General features: G+C 68.5%; 12 protein-coding genes. 5 read left to right on the top strand and 7 right to left on the bottom strand.

Annotation, left to right across the window (positions count from 1 at the left end):
* Window positions 1–5 precede the first annotated feature (5 nt).
* From ACFWXO_RS16215 to ACFWXO_RS16195, 5 genes are read right to left on the bottom strand one after another with little or no spacing between them, the layout of a single operon-like run.
* Entirely contained in the window at window positions 6–1,658 is a 1,653-nt protein-coding gene (locus ACFWXO_RS16215; RefSeq protein ID WP_380524580.1) for a pyridoxal phosphate-dependent decarboxylase family protein, read from the bottom strand.
* Window positions 1,651–2,691: a radical SAM/SPASM domain-containing protein gene (locus ACFWXO_RS16210; protein WP_380524579.1), complete on the bottom strand. Its 1,041-nt coding sequence runs from the start codon at window positions 2,689–2,691 to the stop codon at window positions 1,651–1,653. The genes ACFWXO_RS16215 and ACFWXO_RS16210 overlap by 8 nt, the downstream gene beginning before the upstream one ends.
* Window positions 2,691–3,890, bottom strand: a complete 1,200-nt coding sequence (locus ACFWXO_RS16205) for a glycosyltransferase (RefSeq protein WP_380524578.1) — start codon at window positions 3,888–3,890, stop codon at window positions 2,691–2,693. Before ACFWXO_RS16205 ends, ACFWXO_RS16210 begins: the two co-directional genes overlap by 1 nt.
* A gap of 11 nt (window positions 3,891–3,901) precedes the next feature.
* Window positions 3,902–5,914 carry a radical SAM protein gene (locus ACFWXO_RS16200; protein WP_380524577.1) on the bottom strand — a complete coding sequence of 671 codons (2,013 nt, stop codon included), beginning with the start codon at window positions 5,912–5,914 and terminating at the stop codon, window positions 3,902–3,904.
* Window positions 5,915–5,961: 47 nt separating this feature from the next.
* Window positions 5,962–7,764, bottom strand: coding sequence for a hypothetical protein (locus ACFWXO_RS16195; RefSeq protein WP_380524576.1), 1,803 nt, complete (start codon window positions 7,762–7,764; stop codon window positions 5,962–5,964).
* Between the two features lie 341 nt (window positions 7,765–8,105).
* On the opposite strand from ACFWXO_RS16195, the gene argS reads away from it, so the two are divergent.
* The 4 genes from argS to ACFWXO_RS16175 all read left to right on the top strand — a co-directional run bounded on the left by argS (window position 8,106) and on the right by ACFWXO_RS16175 (window position 13,394).
* A complete protein-coding gene (gene argS / locus ACFWXO_RS16190; protein ID WP_380524575.1) occupies window positions 8,106–9,866 on the top strand; it encodes an arginine--tRNA ligase in 1,761 nt (586 codons plus the stop codon).
* Window positions 9,867–10,591: 725 nt separating this feature from the next.
* Entirely contained in the window at window positions 10,592–11,914 is a 1,323-nt protein-coding gene (locus ACFWXO_RS16185) for a hypothetical protein (protein ID WP_380524574.1), read from the top strand.
* Window positions 11,911–12,624 (top strand): SDR family NAD(P)-dependent oxidoreductase, encoded by a 714-nt coding sequence (locus ACFWXO_RS16180; protein WP_380524573.1) that lies wholly within the window; start codon window positions 11,911–11,913, stop codon window positions 12,622–12,624. The genes ACFWXO_RS16185 and ACFWXO_RS16180 overlap by 4 nt, the downstream gene beginning before the upstream one ends.
* A gap of 65 nt (window positions 12,625–12,689) precedes the next feature.
* Complete coding sequence (locus ACFWXO_RS16175) at window positions 12,690–13,394, top strand: HNH endonuclease signature motif containing protein (protein WP_380524572.1); 705 nt, start codon at window positions 12,690–12,692, stop codon at window positions 13,392–13,394.
* A 79-nt stretch (window positions 13,395–13,473) separates the two neighbouring features.
* Here the strand turns inward: ACFWXO_RS16175 and ACFWXO_RS16170 are convergent, their stop codons facing one another.
* Together ACFWXO_RS16170 and ACFWXO_RS16165 are read right to left on the bottom strand one after the other, a co-directional pair.
* Window positions 13,474–14,196, bottom strand: a complete 723-nt coding sequence (locus ACFWXO_RS16170; protein WP_380524571.1) for an HAD family hydrolase — start codon at window positions 14,194–14,196, stop codon at window positions 13,474–13,476.
* 2 nt (window positions 14,197–14,198) lie between these two features.
* Window positions 14,199–15,581 (bottom strand): helix-turn-helix domain-containing protein, encoded by a 1,383-nt coding sequence (locus tag ACFWXO_RS16165; RefSeq protein ID WP_380524570.1) that lies wholly within the window; start codon window positions 15,579–15,581, stop codon window positions 14,199–14,201.
* 461 nt (window positions 15,582–16,042) lie between these two features.
* Here ACFWXO_RS16165 and ACFWXO_RS16160 point away from each other — a divergent pair, with 461 nt between their 5' ends.
* On the top strand, window positions 16,043–17,020 hold the full coding sequence (locus tag ACFWXO_RS16160; RefSeq protein WP_380524569.1) for a hypothetical protein: 978 nt from the start codon (window positions 16,043–16,045) through the stop codon (window positions 17,018–17,020).
* Window positions 17,021–17,058 lie beyond the last annotated feature (38 nt).

Genomic DNA, 17,058 nt, shown 5'->3' with positions numbered 1-17,058 from the left:
GGTGCTCACCACCCTGCCGGTCCGGTCACGTCCGCCGCGGCACCGCCGTCGGAGGGCGCTTTGGCGGTGAGCAGCGCGTGGGCGTCAGTCAGCATGGCGGCGGTGAGGTCCCGGGAGTGGTCGAGGATGTTCTGTTCGATGCCGTGCTCGATGTCGTCGGGGATGTGGGGGTGGCCGACGCACATGCCCATGACCTGGTACTTGGCAGTGGTGCCGAGTCCGATGCGGTCGGCGAGGTCCTGGAGGGCGAAGAGGTCGAAGACGACGGTTCCGCTGCGGTAGAGGCGGTCGGCGAAGGCCGCGGTGTAGCGGGAGACGAGCGCACGCACCGCTGGGTGGAGTTCCGGTCGACTGTGCGCCGCCTGGAGGGTGTGGGCAACTGGGTTGGGGAGGAAGACAAAGGCGCACCGGTAGAAGTCGGAGGTGCCGAGTAGGCGGAAGCTGCCGGTGCGTTCCAAGAGGTCGACCATCCGCTCGTAGGTGGCCTGGCGGGCTTCGACGAGGCGGCCGATGCCGTCGGTGCCCTGGTGCTTCATCAGGGCCCAGAGCTTGAGTGATTCAAAGCCGCGGGAGCCATAGAACGGGGTGATCAGGCCGAGGTCGAGGCAGCCGGGATCGTCGGCGCGGTCCGGGTAGCGGGCGAAGTGGCCGAGGGTGGTCGGGTCGTGGAAGAGCACGTAGCTGGAGGGGTAGGAGACGAACAGGCCCTTGTGCGGGTCGAGGGCGACGGAGTCGGCGCGTTCGATGCCGGCGAGTTGGCCCTTGAGCTTTTCGGAGAACAGCAGGCTTCCCCCGTGGCAGGCATCGACGTGGAACCAGACGCCGTGCTGCTGGCAGAGGTCGGCGAGGGCTTGCAGGTCGTCGATGCCGGTGGTGCGGCAGTTCCCGGCGACGCCGACGACCATGAAGATCCGCTTGCCAGGCGGTGGCGAGGCCAGAAGGCGTGCCACCGAGGCTGGGTCACTGGTGAAGTCGGGGGTGGCGTCAGCCCACAGCAGTCCGTCCGTGCCGAGGCCGAGGGCTTGGGAGGCGGCGAGGTAGGAGAAGTGCTCGACCCCGCTGGCGAGGAGGATCACGGGCTGCTCGGGGATGGCGCGCAGGCCGTTGTGGCGGACTTGGGGGTAGGTGTGGGCGAGGGCGGCGGCGATGGCGATGTGGTTGCTCATGTTGCCGCCGGAGGTCCACATCCCTCCCAGCGAGGCGAGTCCCTGGTAGTCGGCCAGCGGCGTGACCGGGTAACCGATGAGTTCTCGCAGCCAGGTGATCAGCTGGGCTTCGATCACGCTGGCGGCGGGCGCGCTGCGGTCGAAGGCGATCAAGTTCTGGTTGAGGAAGGTGGCGACGATATCGGCCGCGAGGGCGGCGAGGCTGTCGCCGGTGTCCGGGAAGGCGAGGTAGCGCGGGTCGGCTTGGGAGATCGACCAACTGGCTATCTCGGCAAGGGAGTCCATGAGCCGGTCGTCACTGGTCCCGGTGATCGGGATCGGCCCGGAGAGGCGGTCGATGAGTTCGCCGACCGTCGCGTGCCGCAGGACGAGGTGGTCGCGCAGCTTGCCGGAGGTGAAGTCGAGGCCGAGGTCGAGCGCCCGGTGCAGCACCCGCTGACTGTCGTCCAGAGGCCGGTTGCTCAGCAGGGCGGGCGGTTGGGGGTCAGGCACGTCCGAACTCCATTCGATACACGCAGCCTTCGCAGGAGGACCAGGCGGGGCCTTGGAGGAAGGAGTCCCGCAGCGACCGGTACGGCGGCGAGATCCAGATCTCGGCCATCGGCGTCTGGTGGATGTTGCCGAGCACGTTTCCCGGGGAGGACTCCATGTGGACACAGCACGGCGTGACGTCGCCGTCCTTGGTGATGTAGCTCGCGTCCCACGGCCAGGGGCAAATGGCGTTTGCGGCGGCCGGGGAGGTGAGGCGGGAGTAGTCGAAGATCGACAGCTGCAGGTCGCGCTCCTCGGCCCGCGCGAGGCCGGCCTCCAGATGCGGGACGACATCGCTCGGGGGGAGAGCGAATAGGGACTCGGTGTTGAGGCTCTTGTCCTCACCCCAGTGGTGCAGGCTCTCCACGCTGACGCGATTCAGGCCGTGGTCGGCGATGAAGTCGACGATCGCCGGGAACTGTTCCAGGTTCGCGGCCGAGAGCGTCACCGCGGCGGACAGCCCTGTCTCCCGGCCTTCGGTCAGCGTGACCGCTTCACCCAAAGCCGTGCTCAGCTGCGTCAGGCGCAGCCCGGAGCGCATCCGGCCGAGGGTCGCGTCATCGGCGCCGTCGACGCTGATGGCGATCAGTCCGAGTCCGGCGTCGAGGACCGGCTGCAGCCGGCGGCGTACGAGCAGGCCGTTGGTGTTCGTCGAGGTGAATACGGAGCGATCCGTGCATGCCTGGACGTAGGCGGCGAAGTCACGGACGATCAGTGCCTCCCCGCCGCCGACGAAGGAGACGTGGCCGAGGCTGGGGATCTGGTCGAGGAGCGCGACGAACGTCTCCAGGGTCAGGTGCCGGCCGCTGCTCTCGTGCACGGCCCGCAGGCAGCCGGCGCAGGCGAGGTTGCACAGGTCGGTGAGTTCCACCTGTAGGTACTGTGGCGTGGGGGTGGGTTGGCCAGGAGTGAGGCCGTAGCGGTCGAAGTCGTCGGTGACGAGGAACTTCCGGAAGCGTTCGGGCACCGTGGTCTGCGGCGTGTGTTCGGGCATCACCCGGCCATCACCCTCCAGTAGACGGAGACGGTCTCGTCGGCGAAGAGCTCGAACTCCTCCGCCCGGCGACCGAACGACGGCACCCGCGTGGCCTGCTCGCGGGAAGCCGCGTCGATCGCCCGTGTCCAGGCTGCCGGATCGCGGTAGTCGCCGACGAGATGGATGCCGGGGTCGCCTGCGAGGTGGTGCATGGACGGGACGGCCGAGGACCATACCGGGACGCCCAGGGCCCGAGCTTCGTGCGCCACCAGCGGATGGTTCTCCCACCACTGCGAGGGCACCAGCAGCGCCCGGGCGTCGGCCAGCACCGGACCGACCTCGGCACGTGAGTGTGGCGGAAACCAGCGCACCCGGGGATCCGCCGAAGCGACGCCGCGCATCCGCTCCTCGTAGGCGTCGTCGTCCGGCACGGTCGCGATCACCAGTGGCAGTTCGGTACGGCTACGGCGGAACGCGTCGAGCAGCAGGTGAAGGCCCTTCTCGGGCGAGCACCTGCCCAGGAACAGCAGGTACTGCCCGCCGCCTCCGCTGGTGGCGAGCGGGGCCCAGGTGTCGGGAAGTCCATAGCAGGCCCGGTCGCGCACGACCCTGCCCACGTCGACGCCGGCCTTCGCCAACTCGGCGGCCTGATGCGGCGTCTGGGTCCACAGGGCCTGTACCCGATCGTTCAGCCAGGCGATGTTCCGCGCCCGCCACCCGGCCACGTCGCCGTGAGCGTTCGAGGGGGCGTTGAGGCATCCGAGGCAGTCCCGGGTGGGCGCGGTCGCCGTGCACTGCGCGCCGGTGGACCGGATGACGAGCTGGTGGTCAGGGCAGACTGCGGTGTAGTCGGTCAGCGTCGCGACCACCGGCACCTCGCGCAGGGACGGGGCGTTCAGGAGCTCCAGACCGATACGGCTGAAGTGCAGTACATGAACGACATCCACGGCAGGTCGAGGTGCGAGCAGCTGTTCGACGCGGTGGGCCTGCTCCGCTTCCTGGGCACGCCAACCGACGGGGTAGTCGTCAGCGAAGGCCGCGGGCAGGCTCAGATACTCATCGGCTGTGCGACGGTGCAGTGGTGATGGCTCGCCGGCCGCGAGCCAGCTGACGTGCATGCCGCGGGCCACAAGTGCCCGGGCGAGGTCGTCGGCCAGGATCTCCGTGCCGCCGGCGTCGTCGCCGGCGAATCGGTGGGTGGTCAGAAGGATCCGCACGCCTCCACCCCTCAGCAGGTGTTGCCCTGGAGACCGGCCCAGCGGCCGATCGGGGTGAGCCCTACGGGTATCCGCCCGTTCACACTGGCTGTCTCCGGGTGACTGGGAGCCTCCGGCCCCGACAGGCGCAGAGATCCGGTACGGGAGCGGTCGAGGAACGCGAACGGCTCGTGCAGGGTCAGGGCGGTCCAGCCGCCGTCCTCGAAGTCCACGAGCACGTTCACCCCCAACTCGGCGTCGGTCTCGCCCTGCGCAGGCAGGGGTACCTGGAGCCGCACCTCCCGCGCTTCCCAGGAGAGGTCGACGTCGGCGGCCGCGTCCCAGACGGGATCGGGGTACGGAACGCGGCGGAAGCGGGCGGTAGGCGCCTTGAACCACTTGGCGCCGTCGCGGGTGGAGCGCAGCTGCTGCTCGCCGGGCCACTGCTGGGCGGCGACGTCGTGCAGAGTGAAAGTGCCCTGTCCCAGTGGCTGCAGTCGAACGCGGACGGCACGCACGGCGCTGGGGGTGTCACCCAGGTCGAGGCGGACCGCCAGGTGCTCGGCGTCGAGCGAGAGCCAGGCGCGCAGACCGGCCGAGCTCACCAGGCCGGCCCGCAGACGGCCCGGACCACCAAGGGGGATGGCCGAGTCGTCGGTGCCCGGGTCCGCGTGCAGGCGGGCCGCCGGCCGGTAGTCGGCCTCAGGGGATGCGGTGAGCGCCTCGTCTGTGAGCCCGTACGGGGCGGGGAGGGCGTCCAGTACCTCGGGGTGCTCCTCGCGGAGCGTGATGACGAGGCGGACCGCCAGGTCGGTGATGAACCGGATCAGGTCGCACTTGACCTCGTCGGGCTTGCTGATGTCCCCGTTCGCCAACACGGCCTGGTAGTAGCAGCCGCCACCGCAGACGTACCGCGACGGGCAGGTGGAGCATCCGTCGCGTTCGTCGACCAGCAGGTCGAGGTACCGGCTGCGTTCGCTGTCCTCGACGCCGGTGGAGGCGTGCCCGATGTGCCAGCCGGACTTCCCGATGAAGTGCGCGCAGGGGTAAAGGTTGCCGTTGGTGTCCAGATAGGTGCCGCTCTTGCCCGCCCCGCACCGGTAGACCTGCGCCGCGCGGTCCTTCACCCGGTAGAAGAACCGCATGAAGAAGTCCTCGGAGTTCAGGGCGAGCAGCCGGGCGAGAATGCCCTCCGGCGGCTGGGCGAGGATGTGCTCGACAAGGTCGGCGTAGCCCTGGTGGAAGGCCGGCAGCGTGGCAGCGTTGAGCGCGTAGTCCTTGTCGTGGGTGGCGTTGACGGGCTTCATGTAGATGTTGCGGGCGCCGACGTCCTCGAAAAGGTGGCGGAAGATCGCCACGAAGTCGGTGCAGTACGCGGTGAGGACTGCGGAGACGCCCATGTCGGGGTGGCGGGCCAGCGCCCGGTCCAGAACCGGCCGCACGTGGTCGTACGTGCCGCCGCGCTCGTTGGTGTAGAAGCGGACCCGGTCGTGGACATCCTTGGGGCCGTCGAGGCTGATGTCCTGGGGCGGGCCGAGCCGGTCGGCGAGTTCGGCCGTCATCGACAAGGTCGCGTTGGTGACCATCGGGCCGGCCCACACGACGCTCACCGGCGAGTCGGCCAGGCCCTCCTCCACCAGGGCCTGGACCTCCTCGTGCATGTGGCGTACCAACATCGTCTCGCCGGCGAGCCCGAAGTCGACGCGGCTGTACCGCGCGTCCTCCTCGACGAGCCGCTTGCGGTGGCTGGCCAGGCCCTGCACCACCGTCTCCAGGGGGATCGTCACGGGCTTGGCGTCGGCGTGGACCCGGTCGCGGAAGGAGCAGTACGTGCAGGCCATGTTGCAGGAGTCGGTCAGGGAGAGCTGAGCCTGCGGATATGCCTCGCGGTAGGCCGTGATCTGGTGCACCGCCTCCAGTCCGCCGCACGGGCACGGCGCGCCCGGGGTGGTGATCTGGCCACCGCGGACGTGGAAGACGTAGCCGTCCGTGAACGAGATGTGCGCGGGGTCGCTGGTGGAGAGTGGAATCGCGTCGCTGATCACGGTGGACCTCTCGGGTTGAGATGGTGCGGATCGGGGCGGTACGGGAATCACAGGTTTCGTGGGCCAGGCAGTCCCAGGCGCTGGCGGAACAGGTCCAGTCGGCCGGCGAGCCGGGCGATCTGATCCTCAGCCTGGCCACCGACCGGGTAGGAGGGGTCGGCCGTCTCCCGCAGGGCGAACGTGGCGTGGACGAGATCGCGCAGCTCTGCCGCGTCCTCGGCGCCGATCACCTGCGGAAGGACGGCGAGTTGCCGCTCCAGAGTCACTGGCATCGGCGCAGTGCCCGAGTCAGTGGATACGAGGCGCGCCAGCGCGGCCCGGGATTCGAACCACAGGTACTTGGCGGTGTGCTCGCGGCCCTGATCCTCGTACTGGCTCGGGCGGCCGATGACATCGGCGGACGGCGGTGTCAGCAGGGTTGTTGCCCATCCCGGGTCGTGGAGATCGGAGCCGGGCCGGCGGAGCTCGAACCACTCGTGAAGGTCTCGGCTCGTGTCGCTGTCCGTGCTGACGAGGTCGCACTCGACCGGGCGCGCGGCGGATCCCTCAGCTGCCAGGCCGAGGCAGGCGAGCGCCTCGATCAACAGGTCCTCCGCCGGCCGGTGGCCAACAGGGTGCGCCGCCGAGCTCAGCTCGAAGTCGATGTCGCTGCCCCGGCCCAGAACTCCTTGGGCGCACGAGCCCCGCAGAAGCAGGTCTAGCTTCTCAAGCTGCAGGACTGCGAGGATGACGACAGCGAGGCGACTGGTGATCTCCTCGGCCACCACAGCCCGGTCATGTGCTGCTATCCAACCACTCTCGTAAGCCAATTGGTCAATCCGCTCCGCCAGTTGACCCAGGGGCATGGCCCCGGGCGGGAGATTCGAATCGGCAGCCGAGAACAGTGCCAGGACCCACGCCCGCCGCAACGTCCCCAGACCCGGCGGAGAAGCGGCCGGGCGGCTGCTTCGCGCGAGGGTGTCCAACTGCATGAGCAGGGAAGCGTAGGCGTCCTCACCCCACTGCTCGCGCAGGTGTGCGGTCAGCACGGTGTGAAAGACGCCGAGCCCGGCGGGAAGAACATCCTCGGCGAGGTGCCCCAGAAAGGCTGCGCTTGGCGATCCGGCCTTCTCCAGCGGGAGTTCGCTCGCGAGCGTCACCTCGATTCCGTACCGGCGGACGTCCCGGTGGGTCGCGGTCGCGGGGAGCCAGCTCGCGAGGACGGTCTCGAAGTCGTCCAGCTCCGCCTCCTCGCCTGGCGACCATGCGAGGATTCGCTCCCGCAACTTGAGGTCGCGCCCGAGCAGGTCGGACCAGGCGATGTCCCACTTCATCAGAGTCAACTCGTCCGGGGCTGTACCGGCCGGCACCAGGAGCGCGTCCTCCCAGTCGATCAGGATCGTCCGGCCAGCCCGGCGGAACATGTTCCGCGGCACACACCCCGACGCCTCGACCCCTCGGTCGAGCAAAGCCACAAGCAGGCCGGCGATGACGGGTACGGAAAGACCGCTCGCCCCACTCCCGGCCGACAAGCGTCTGCCCAGATACGGCGAGACCAATGCGGTGCCCTGCCCGGGCAACGGGACCAGTTCGGGAACACAGACCTCCACGGTGCCGAACCCATCGACCGTCAACCGGCCCAGACGACGCGCGGCCTCGGCAGCCAGATCCCGCTCCGATCGCGCAGCCTCAAGCGGCCGAAACTTCGCCACGAGATCACGCCCACGGTGCCGAAAGCGACGCACCCGCCCACCGATGTCGACGAAGCCGGGGTCGTCGAAGGCGACCCCCTCGCTCCCGCTGTCGAACGCCTGCAGAATCGAAGCCGCGAGCTCCCCCGAACCACGCGCGCCCCTCACCGTCCTGCTCACCTCACTCCCCTCCCGAGTGCCGCATGCAGATGTGCCACCGTAGCCGCTCCGTCACCGTGTGTTCGATCGAATTAGCGGTTTTGGCCATCGACCCCCGGACGCGCACGGAACCGTGCGAAGCCGAGGGGCAGCCCCAGATGGTGATGATCATTCAGCTTTCTTAACCATCAGCACTGTTGGGGAGCCATGGCCTGCTGGTCGGCTGTGCTTAATCGGCCTCTCGCCCACGAGGGCATGGGATAATCGGCGCGCAGCACCGATCGTCCACCTGGTGCGGTTGCTGTGCGACTCCCGCGGCCCGTCCGCGGACCCGCCCTCTCACAGAAGTGGTCCTTCGTTCTATGCCTACGGTCCTCTCCATCGCCGACGCGGTGCAGCAGCGCTTTGCTCAGGCGATCTCCACCGCGTTCCCCGACGCCACGGACAGCGACCCCCAGCTGCGACGAAGCGACCGTGCCGACTTCCAGGCCAACGGGATCATGAGTCTCGCCAAACCGCTGCGGACCAACCCCCGCGAGGTGGCCACGCGTGTGCTTGAGCACCTGGCCGCAGACGGCGTCATCGCGAACCTGGAGATCTCCGGCCCCGGCTTCATCAACGTCACGGTCACCGATGCCGCGATCCTGGAGCGCATTGCCGCCCGCGCGGCGGACACCCGACTCGGTGTCGGCAGCGCCACCGAGCCCGGCGTCACGGTGATCGACTACAGCCAGCCGAACATCGCCAAGGAGATGCACGTCGGCCACCTGCGGTCCACGATCATCGGCGACGCACTGGTGCGCACACTGGAGTTCACGGGCGAGAAGGTCATCCGGCGCAACCACCTCGGGGACTGGGGCACCCAGTTCGGCATGCTCATCCAGTACCTCGTCGAGCACCCCGACGAGCTCGGCGATGACACCGAGAGCACCGACTCCGGCCCGTCGATGTCCCGCCTCAACCGCCTCTACAAGGCATCGCGCGCCAAGTTCGACGGCGACGGCGACTTCGCCGACCGCTCCCGCCGGCGCGTCGTCGACCTTCAAGCTGGCAACCCCGACACCGTCGCCTCCTGGCAGGGCATGGTCGACGAGTCGAAGGTCTACTTCGAGGCGGTCTACGCCCGCCTCGGCGTCCTCCTCGAAGACGCCGACGCCATCGGCGAGAGCTACTACAACCACATGCTCGCCGACGTGTGCGCCGACCTCGAAGCCTCCGGTGTGGCCGTCCGCTCCGATGGGGCCCTGTGCGTCTTCTTCGACGACATCAAGGGCCCCGACGGCGAACCGACCCCGCTGATCGTCCAGAAGAGCGACGGCGGATACGGCTACGCCACCACCGACCTCGCCGCCATCCGCGACCGCGTCGGCATGCTCGGCGCCAACCAGCTCCTCTACGTCGTCGACAGCCGCCAGGCCCTCCACTTCCAGATGGTCTTCGAGACCGCCCGCCGCGCCGGCTGGCTCCCCGATGACGTCCGCGCTCTGCACCTCGGTTTCGGCACCGTCCTGGGCAAGAACGGCAAGCCCTTCAAGACCCGCTCCGGCGAGACCGTCCGCCTCATGGACCTCCTCGACGAAGCCGTCGACCGGGCCCGCGCCGTCGTCTCCGAGAAGAGCCCCCAGCTCGCCAGCGAGGAACTCGAAGACCGGGCCAAGCAGGTCGGCATCGGCGCGGTCAAGTACGCCGACCTCTCGACCTCCCGCACCCGCGACTACATCTTCGACACCGACCGCATGGTCTCCCTCAACGGCGACACCGGCACCTACCTCCAGTACGCCTACGCCCGCGTCCAGTCCATCCTGCGCAAGGCCCCCGAAGGCGTCGCCCCGACCGCACACGAGGACCTCGCTCTGGAGCCGGCCGAGCGCGCTCTCGGCCTCCTCCTGGACGAGTTCGGCGCCACCATCAACCAGGTGACCGGAACGTTCGAGCCCCACCGGCTCTGCGCCTACCTGCACAACCTGGCGTCGGCGTACACCACCTTCTACGAGCACTGCCCCGTCCTCAAGGCACCCACCCAAGAGGTCACGGAGACCCGCCTGCTGCTCTGCCAGCTCACCGGCCAGACCCTGCGGCAAGGCATGGACCTGCTTGGGATCGGGACGCCCGAGCGGCTGTAGGTCGCAGCCCGCAGATGAGCCCGACGAGCCAGGGCCGTCCTTGAACAGCTCATTGGATGCGTGAACCTGCACGTCGTTTCCTGCGCTCCGGCTCGGGTGTGCAGGAGACGATTGGAACTTCGGGCGGGTTTGTGCCCGGAAGTGCACCTTGCGGGCGGTGTCCGGGCCGCCGTCGTCGAGCAGGACCTCGAAGTCGTCCACGCAGACGACGGCGAACCTGCTGCGGTTCAGTGCGTCGCACGGGTGAGAGCTGATGAATCCGGCTGCACCGGTCACGACGGCGGTCCTTCGTGACATGGGGCTCCTCAAGGCTTGGCATGCCGGTCCCACCCGGCGGCGCGACGGCGCCGCCGGCAGATCGGTGTGCAGGTGGGCGGGCGCGGGCACGGCTGGCGTGCCGCGCTTCGGCGATCGGTGCGAGTGGTCCGTCCTCGGCGACGTCATCTCACTGTGCGGCCGGGTCATCGACAGGTTCGGCCCTGAAGTGGTCCCCGACTGCGCTCCCAGGTGCCCCGCCGCACACCAGCGGCAGGGCACCCTTCGGGGGGAGCACTAGCTAACCGCCGCCCAACTCCCCTTGTGAAGAGGACTTTTGTCGTCTCCGTGTCGTCTTCCGATCCCGGCAGTCACATATGCACCATCAGCACACAGTGGCGGAAGAGCTACAATCCGGTGAACACACCGGGGGTTTGCTGATGAGTCGATCAAGCCGCTTACGCGCACGGATGCGGCTTGTCCACCCGCTCAGCGTCGTTCGGGACGAGCAGGACTGGACGTACCAGGACGTCGTCGACATCGTCGCCAAGACCACCAAAAGGTCTGCCGACCGGCGCAAGGCATGGAAGTGGGAGAACTGGGGAGTCGAGCCGGACGCCGAGAGCCAGGAGGCACTCGCGGCGGCGCTCGGCGTACCGCCGGGGGAGGTGCATCAACTCGGTTGGCCGGGGTGGTTACCGGACGGCGGGCCGATCCGCACCGGTTTCCCCTGGACTATGCCGGGGACGCTCGATGCACTGGACGACACCCTGGAGCATGCGATGCCTGACCGGCGCGGATTCATGAAGCTCGGCGGACAGGCCCTGACCCTGCTCGCCAGCCAGTGGCTCTCACAGGCACCCAACGCGCTGGCTGCCGCGCTTGCCGGAGGCTCGGTCGACGAGCAACTCGTCGAAGACCTGGAGGGCGGGCTGCCGCGGCTGCGCCGCTTGGAGGCTGCGCTCGGCGGCCACCGCGCCCGCCAGCTCCTCCACACCGAGCTGGCCACCGTCACCGGCCTCCTCAAGGAAGCGTCCTACACCGAGAAGGTCGGCCGACGTCTGCTTCGCCTTGACGCCGAGCTCGCCCGACTCGCCGGCTTCGCCAGCTTCGACGCTGGACTCCACGCCGCCGCCCAGCGATATTGGAGCAGCGGCCTGCGCGCGGCCCACGCCGCCGACGACCGAGCCCTGGGCGCCAACATCCTCAAGTCGCTCAGCCTCCAGTGCTACGACCACGGCCTCGTCGTCGACGCCCTCGCTCTCGCCACCGCCGCCGTCGAAGGCGCCGGCCACGTCACCCCCAGGACCCGGGCCATGCTGCTACTACGACAGGCCCGCGCCGAAGCTGCCTGCAGCAACCGAGTCGCGTGTGACCGCCTGCTGTCCGACGCCGAGAGGCAGATGGCCCGTTCCTCCGGCACCGACGACGACCCGGCCTGGACCGGCTACTTCGATGCGGCGGAATTCCACGCCCAGGCCGCCACCTGCTACGCGGACCTGCGTCGACAGCGGCTGGCCGAGACCCACTTCGCCACCGCGCTGGGTCTCATGCCCTCCGCCAAGGGGCGCGACCTGGCCACCTACACGATCCAGAGCGCCCGCACCCATACCGCCCTCGGAGACGCCGACCACGCGGTCCATCTTCTGGAAACGGCCGCCCAGTTGGTCGCCACTGCACCGTCCCACCGCAACACGGCCCGGGCACTCGCGGCCCGAGCTGAACTCCCGATGACCACGAAGGACCCGAAAGTCCAGCGCCTCGACCAGCTACTCGCAACACTGTCCGCATGACCACACACCCCAACCAGCGCGTCGCCATCATCTCCGGCGGAAACCGCGGCCTCGGTCTCTCCATCGCCACCCGACTCGCCGAACAGGGCATGCAGGTAGTTATCGGCGTTCGCGAGCGACTGGCCGGCCGCGAGGCGGAGACGGCTCTGGCCAGCAAGGGGCTGACGGTGCACTCCCACGAACTTGACGTCACCGATCCGGCCAGCGTCGCCCGCGCCGTCGCCGACGTAGCCGCCCAGCTCGGACGCCTAGACGTACTGATCAACAACGCCGCCGTCGCCGTCGACCGTGGCCAGGCCGCCTCCGCACCCGACTTCGAGCGCGTCCGCGCGACCCTCGACACCAACCTCCTTGGCGCTTGGCGCCTCGCCGCAGCCGCTGTGCCGGAGATGCGCAAGAACAGCTACGGACGGATCGTCAACATCACCAGTCACCTTGGATCTCAGAGCAACATGGGCACCGGCAACGTCTCATACCGCGTTTCCAAGGCCGGCCTCAACGCGCTCACCCAGATCCTCGCCGCCGAAGTCGCCGGCACCGGCATCCTCGTGAACGCCGCCTCCCCGGGCAGGACGAACACCCGCATGGCCTATGGCGAGACCGAACGCACTCCGGAGGAGGCCGCTGACACCCCGGTGTGGCTCGCCACCCTCCCCGAAGGTGGCCCCACTGGGGGTCTCTTCTACGAGCGGAAGCCCTTGGGGTGGTAGTCCTGGCCGCCGGATCGATCGACCTGTAGCACCGCGTGTCGGTGGACGGTCCTAGCATTGGGCGCATGCCCGCCAACCGCCCTGCGATTCCGCGAGAGTTGGACCGACAAGTCCGTGTCGAGGCCGGCCACTGTTGCGCGATCCAGCGATGCAAGTGGCCGATCATCGAAATTGCGCACATCGTTCCGTGGTCGAAGGTTAAAAGGCACGACTTCGACAATCTTATTGCCCTGTGTCCAAACTGTCACACGCGCTACGATCGGGGAGAGATCGATCAAACTGCCGTGCGGCAGTACAAGGAGAACCTCAGTCTCGCTTCCCCACTCGCACTCGCGATACATCCCGACCACTTCGACTCCTTATCCGATTACCAGAGGTTTCGAATCTTCGTCGAGTGCTGGACAGACAGGCTCACTGAGTTCAACGAAGGCGTGGAAAGCCGGGTCTCAAAGGCCGAACTTCGAGCACGTTTCACAAAGGTCAGGGAAGCCTCGAAACAGGCCTCACGTGCCTGGCTGCGCTTCGCACTGCGATCGCCTCGAAGCGTTTCGCGCCTGGCCGATCAGGTATTTCACGGGGTTGCCAATTGGGGTTCCCAGGTACTCCGAATCCCCTTGAGGGAGGACTTCCCTCGTGTCATGCCGCTCCCTCCCGGCGCCCTACCCGCAGTATGGTCTGAACTGCATGTGGCCATCTATGATGCGATCGCCCAGAACGAACTAAAACCCCCTGGCGAATCCGCTGATGCGTGGTACAAGCGGCCCCTGTAGCCCCGCCTCGTATTTTCCTACAGGGTCGACTGGTAGCGGGCCGCTTAGGGGAGGCCCCGCGGTTGGCGTCGTCGCCGAACTACTGACGGAGGGCCGTGAGTTCTGCGATGGCGCGAAGTACTGCCTGCGGGTCGCGCAAACTGTCGAGGACGCGGTCCGCCCCCACTGCGGCGAGCTGATCGGCCGTCGTGGTGCCGGAGGCGACAGCGATCACGCCGGCTCCACCTTCCGCTCCGGTCCGCACGTCTTCGAGCGAATCCCCGATGATGACCGTGTTCGAGCGGTCGAAGACCCGCCCACAGCGGGCGGCGGCTCGGTGCTGGGCGATGCCGACCAAGGCCGGCCGGTGAGAGTCGTCGGAGGCGAAGCCGCCAACGGCGAGGTCGACATACTGATCCAGGCCGAAGGCGCGGAGCTTGATCTCCGCGCTCTGCTGCAAGTTGCCGGTGACCACGGTGGGTACGAGGTCCGGGTGAGCGTCGACTGCTGCGAGCGCGGCGGTGGCGCCGGGCATGAGCAGGCCGTCTGAGCGCAGTTGCTCGGTCTTGGCGGCAAGGAGCTTCGGCAGCAACTCGACGATCCGCTCTGCGAACAGCTCGGAGTCCCGGTGGTCGACGTCGTTGGCGGTGAGCAGTTCCCGCACTGCCAGCGGCATCGTGCGGCCGGTGCCCCGTTCGGGAAGCTTCGTCGCATCGCGCCCGACGACCTGGCGAAACGCCTCGCGGTAGACGTCGCGGTCGGTCTCACCGACGTACACCAAGGTGCGGTCGATATCCCACAGAACGAGCACGGTGCTGGTCACAGTCACGACTCCTTGGCCGCCATCACTTGTCGTGACCGTTCTATCAGCTCGCTCGACCGCGGGCCGGGGATGGCCTGGAGGTGCTCCACGGTCTGCTCCAGGTGCTCGGTCAGCCTGGCCGACTGGACCTTTGACGCGAGGGTGAAAGCGGCGTCTGCGGCCATGAAGCCTCCGTCACGATCGTCGGCGAGAAGGTGGGCGGAGGCGGCCCGCGATGCGAACAACGCCCGCGTCCGCAGATCCGCGGGGTTCAGGGTGGAGGCGGCCTGCTCGAAGTGGTCTGCCGCGGTCTTGTGCTCGCCGAGCTGGAGGTAGCAGCTGCCGGTCTGGCCGAGGATCTCGCCCCAGTTCATCCAGTAGAGCCAGCCCGGGTCATGCTCGGCCGGGCCGAGCTGGGCCAGTTCGGCAGCCAGTCCGAGCGCCCGCAGGCATGCCTGTCGCTCCCCGAGCTTGGCATGCCCCCGCGCCTGACGGGTCAGGAGCATGGCCTCAAGGTGCGAGGAGCCAAGGGTGCGGACCTTCTCTCTGGCGGCCTGCATCGCGGTCACGGCGTCACGGGGGTCGCCGATCGAGTAGCTCAGGATTGCCAGGTAGGACAGGGCGCCGGCGCCATACCGGGGATCACCGGAGGCATGGGCGGGTCGGAGCGCTGCGAGGAGGACTCGCTGGGCCAGTACATGGTGTCCGGCGTCGAAGTGGAACCATCCGAACTGGGTTGCGGTGTCGGCAGCAATGCCGGCCAGGCGCTGTCCGATCTCCTCGGTGTAGCTAGCCGACTTCAACGTCTCATACAGGACACTGAGATGGGCACGGGCAAGGCCCGCGACCAGGCCGCTGCCCGAGTTGGCGTCCATGGTGCGCAGGCTGTCGATCGTCCCCTGGAGGCTATCGACGAGTGCGGGGGTCACCTGCGCCCCGCCGAGTGCACGTTCGAGAGGCTCAGCGTCGGCGATCCCCCACTGGTGGATGTAGGCGGAGAGGGCGGTTCCGGCTAGGAGCAGGAAACGGCGGCGATTCGGACGCATGGGCATGGCGGCAGGCTCCCCTCGCATCGCGTCGTGCAATGCCGCCACCATACGGCGGGCCGTCCACGGCCCGGCCATGTCGTCATGAGCAGGGAGTGAACTGCCGTTTCCTTCCGGGGCAGATGGGGTCGCAGTCGCACGCAACGGGAGCCTCACCAGATCGGCTGGGGCGCCAACCGCGTCGAGGTACTCGACGATCCGGTCGATGTGGGTCAGCTGCACCCGTCCGGCCTCCAACCGTGACAGGTAGCCCTGGGTCAGCCCGGTGATCCCGGCCAGATCGTCCTGGCGAAGCGGAACGATCTCCCGTAGGCGCTTGCTCAGCCTGCCGAAGTCCAGCTCGGCAAGGCTGTCACGCACCAGGGTGTCTCGCCATACCCATGCGGGAACAGCCTCGGTAGGCGACTCGGCGACCGTACGCGTGCACGGGCCACACACGCTGCCGCTGTCGTTGTACCGGCTGAGCGTGCACCCGCAACGCTCGCACCGCCGCGCCCCCATGCCGCCCCTCCCGTCTGCGGGAGCCCGGCCTCCCGCAGGCGACCAGCGTGATCATATTTCAGCGCGAATATGACTACGTGAATGGTCGCCGGTGAACACTCTCAGGCACCTTACTGCCGAAGCCAGTTGCCGATGGCGAAAGCGATCACATTCGCTTGTCGGGGTCGCGACGTTCTGGCGGCTCAGCGGCGCCACGTCTGCGCGCCGCCGGACCGGCTCGGTGCTCAGCAGCCCCCAGGTGGGAGTCGATGGGTGGCTCGCTTGATCGACCGTGGGCTCGGCCCTCGCATATGGCATGTCCATGATTGAAGGGAGGATCTGTGATCGCCGTGTCTCCGGTCCGGCCGGTGTACCACCCCGCTGGGTTCGACGATGCGCTCCGAACCGCGGTGGACGATCTGCGGGCCGGGCGCTGGCTGTCGACACAGCGGTTGCTGGCCACCGCGGCGCAGAATCTTGGCCTACGAACGTCTCGGACGCAGGTGCTGGCGCTGGTCGCGGCCCGGTCGACGGTGCTCGCCGATTGGGGGCGTGAGGACCCGGACGACCCGGGGCTGGCCATCCTGCGGACCCGGGTCATGGTCGAGCACGCCCTGGCCGCAACGGAGGCCGACTCGCCGAAGGCCGGCCTCCTGGAGCAGGAAGCGCGGGAATCGTGCTGGGCTGCTGCCCAGACTGCGCCCTCGGACCCTGTGCCGTGGGTGTGCCTCCTCGCCCTGGCCGTGCTGGACCGATCCAAGTCCCGCCCCGAGCACCGGCGGCGCTCATCGGATCCCATGCTGCCGCTTGGACCGTGGGGGCTGCTCGACGAGGCGCTCAGGCGCGATCCCGGCAATCGGGAGGCCCACCACCGGATGCTCCGCTACTGGCAACGGGTCTACCGCCCGGCGGCTGCCGACTTCGTGAACGTCGTCATGCCGGCGGTACCGGCCGGATCGCCGCTCGCCGCTCTGCCGCTGTACCTGTCGGTCGATCACTACCGCAACGAGCCGAGGCGGAACGCGGTCGTGCTCCGGCAGTGGCTCCGAGAGCCCCACTTCTCCCGCGCCCAGCGCGCGTTCGAGAGCTGGTCCGCAACCGAACCCAGATCGTGGCCGGTTGTCGATCTCAGCTACCTGGCCCACGCACTGTGGGCGTCGGCCCAGATGGGCGCTGCCGTCCGTGTGTTCAGCGCACTGGGTCCGTTCGCATCCAAGGCGCCGTGGATTCAGGTCGCCGACCTGCCGGAGAAGGCGGAGGGTCTGCTGCTGACCGCACGGGAGCAGGCCCTCGCCGGCCGGGCGACCGCTCTGGCCTGATCTTCCCGCCCCTGCCCGCTGTTCACCTTCTTCTTCCC

The organism is Kitasatospora sp. NPDC059088, from assembly GCF_042738155.1.
Classification (GTDB): domain Bacteria; phylum Actinomycetota; class Actinomycetes; order Streptomycetales; family Streptomycetaceae; genus Kitasatospora.
The sequence above is the reverse complement of the archived record's forward strand: the minus strand, read 5'-3'. Positions and strand labels throughout refer to the sequence as shown.

Excerpts from the sequence above, each read along its gene's own strand:
- argS (WP_380524575.1), top strand. The coding sequence starts at position 8,106 with ATGCCTACGGTCCTCTCCATCGCCGACGCGGTGCAGCAGCGCTTTGCT.
- ACFWXO_RS16175 (WP_380524572.1), top strand. The coding sequence starts at position 12,690 with ATGCCCGCCAACCGCCCTGCGATTCCGCGAGAGTTGGACCGACAAGTC.
- ACFWXO_RS16180 (WP_380524573.1), top strand. The coding sequence starts at position 11,911 with ATGACCACACACCCCAACCAGCGCGTCGCCATCATCTCCGGCGGAAAC.
- ACFWXO_RS16185 (WP_380524574.1), top strand. The coding sequence starts at position 10,592 with ATGCGGCTTGTCCACCCGCTCAGCGTCGTTCGGGACGAGCAGGACTGG.
- ACFWXO_RS16210 (WP_380524579.1), bottom strand. The coding sequence starts at position 2,691 with ATGCCCGAACACACGCCGCAGACCACGGTGCCCGAACGCTTCCGGAAG.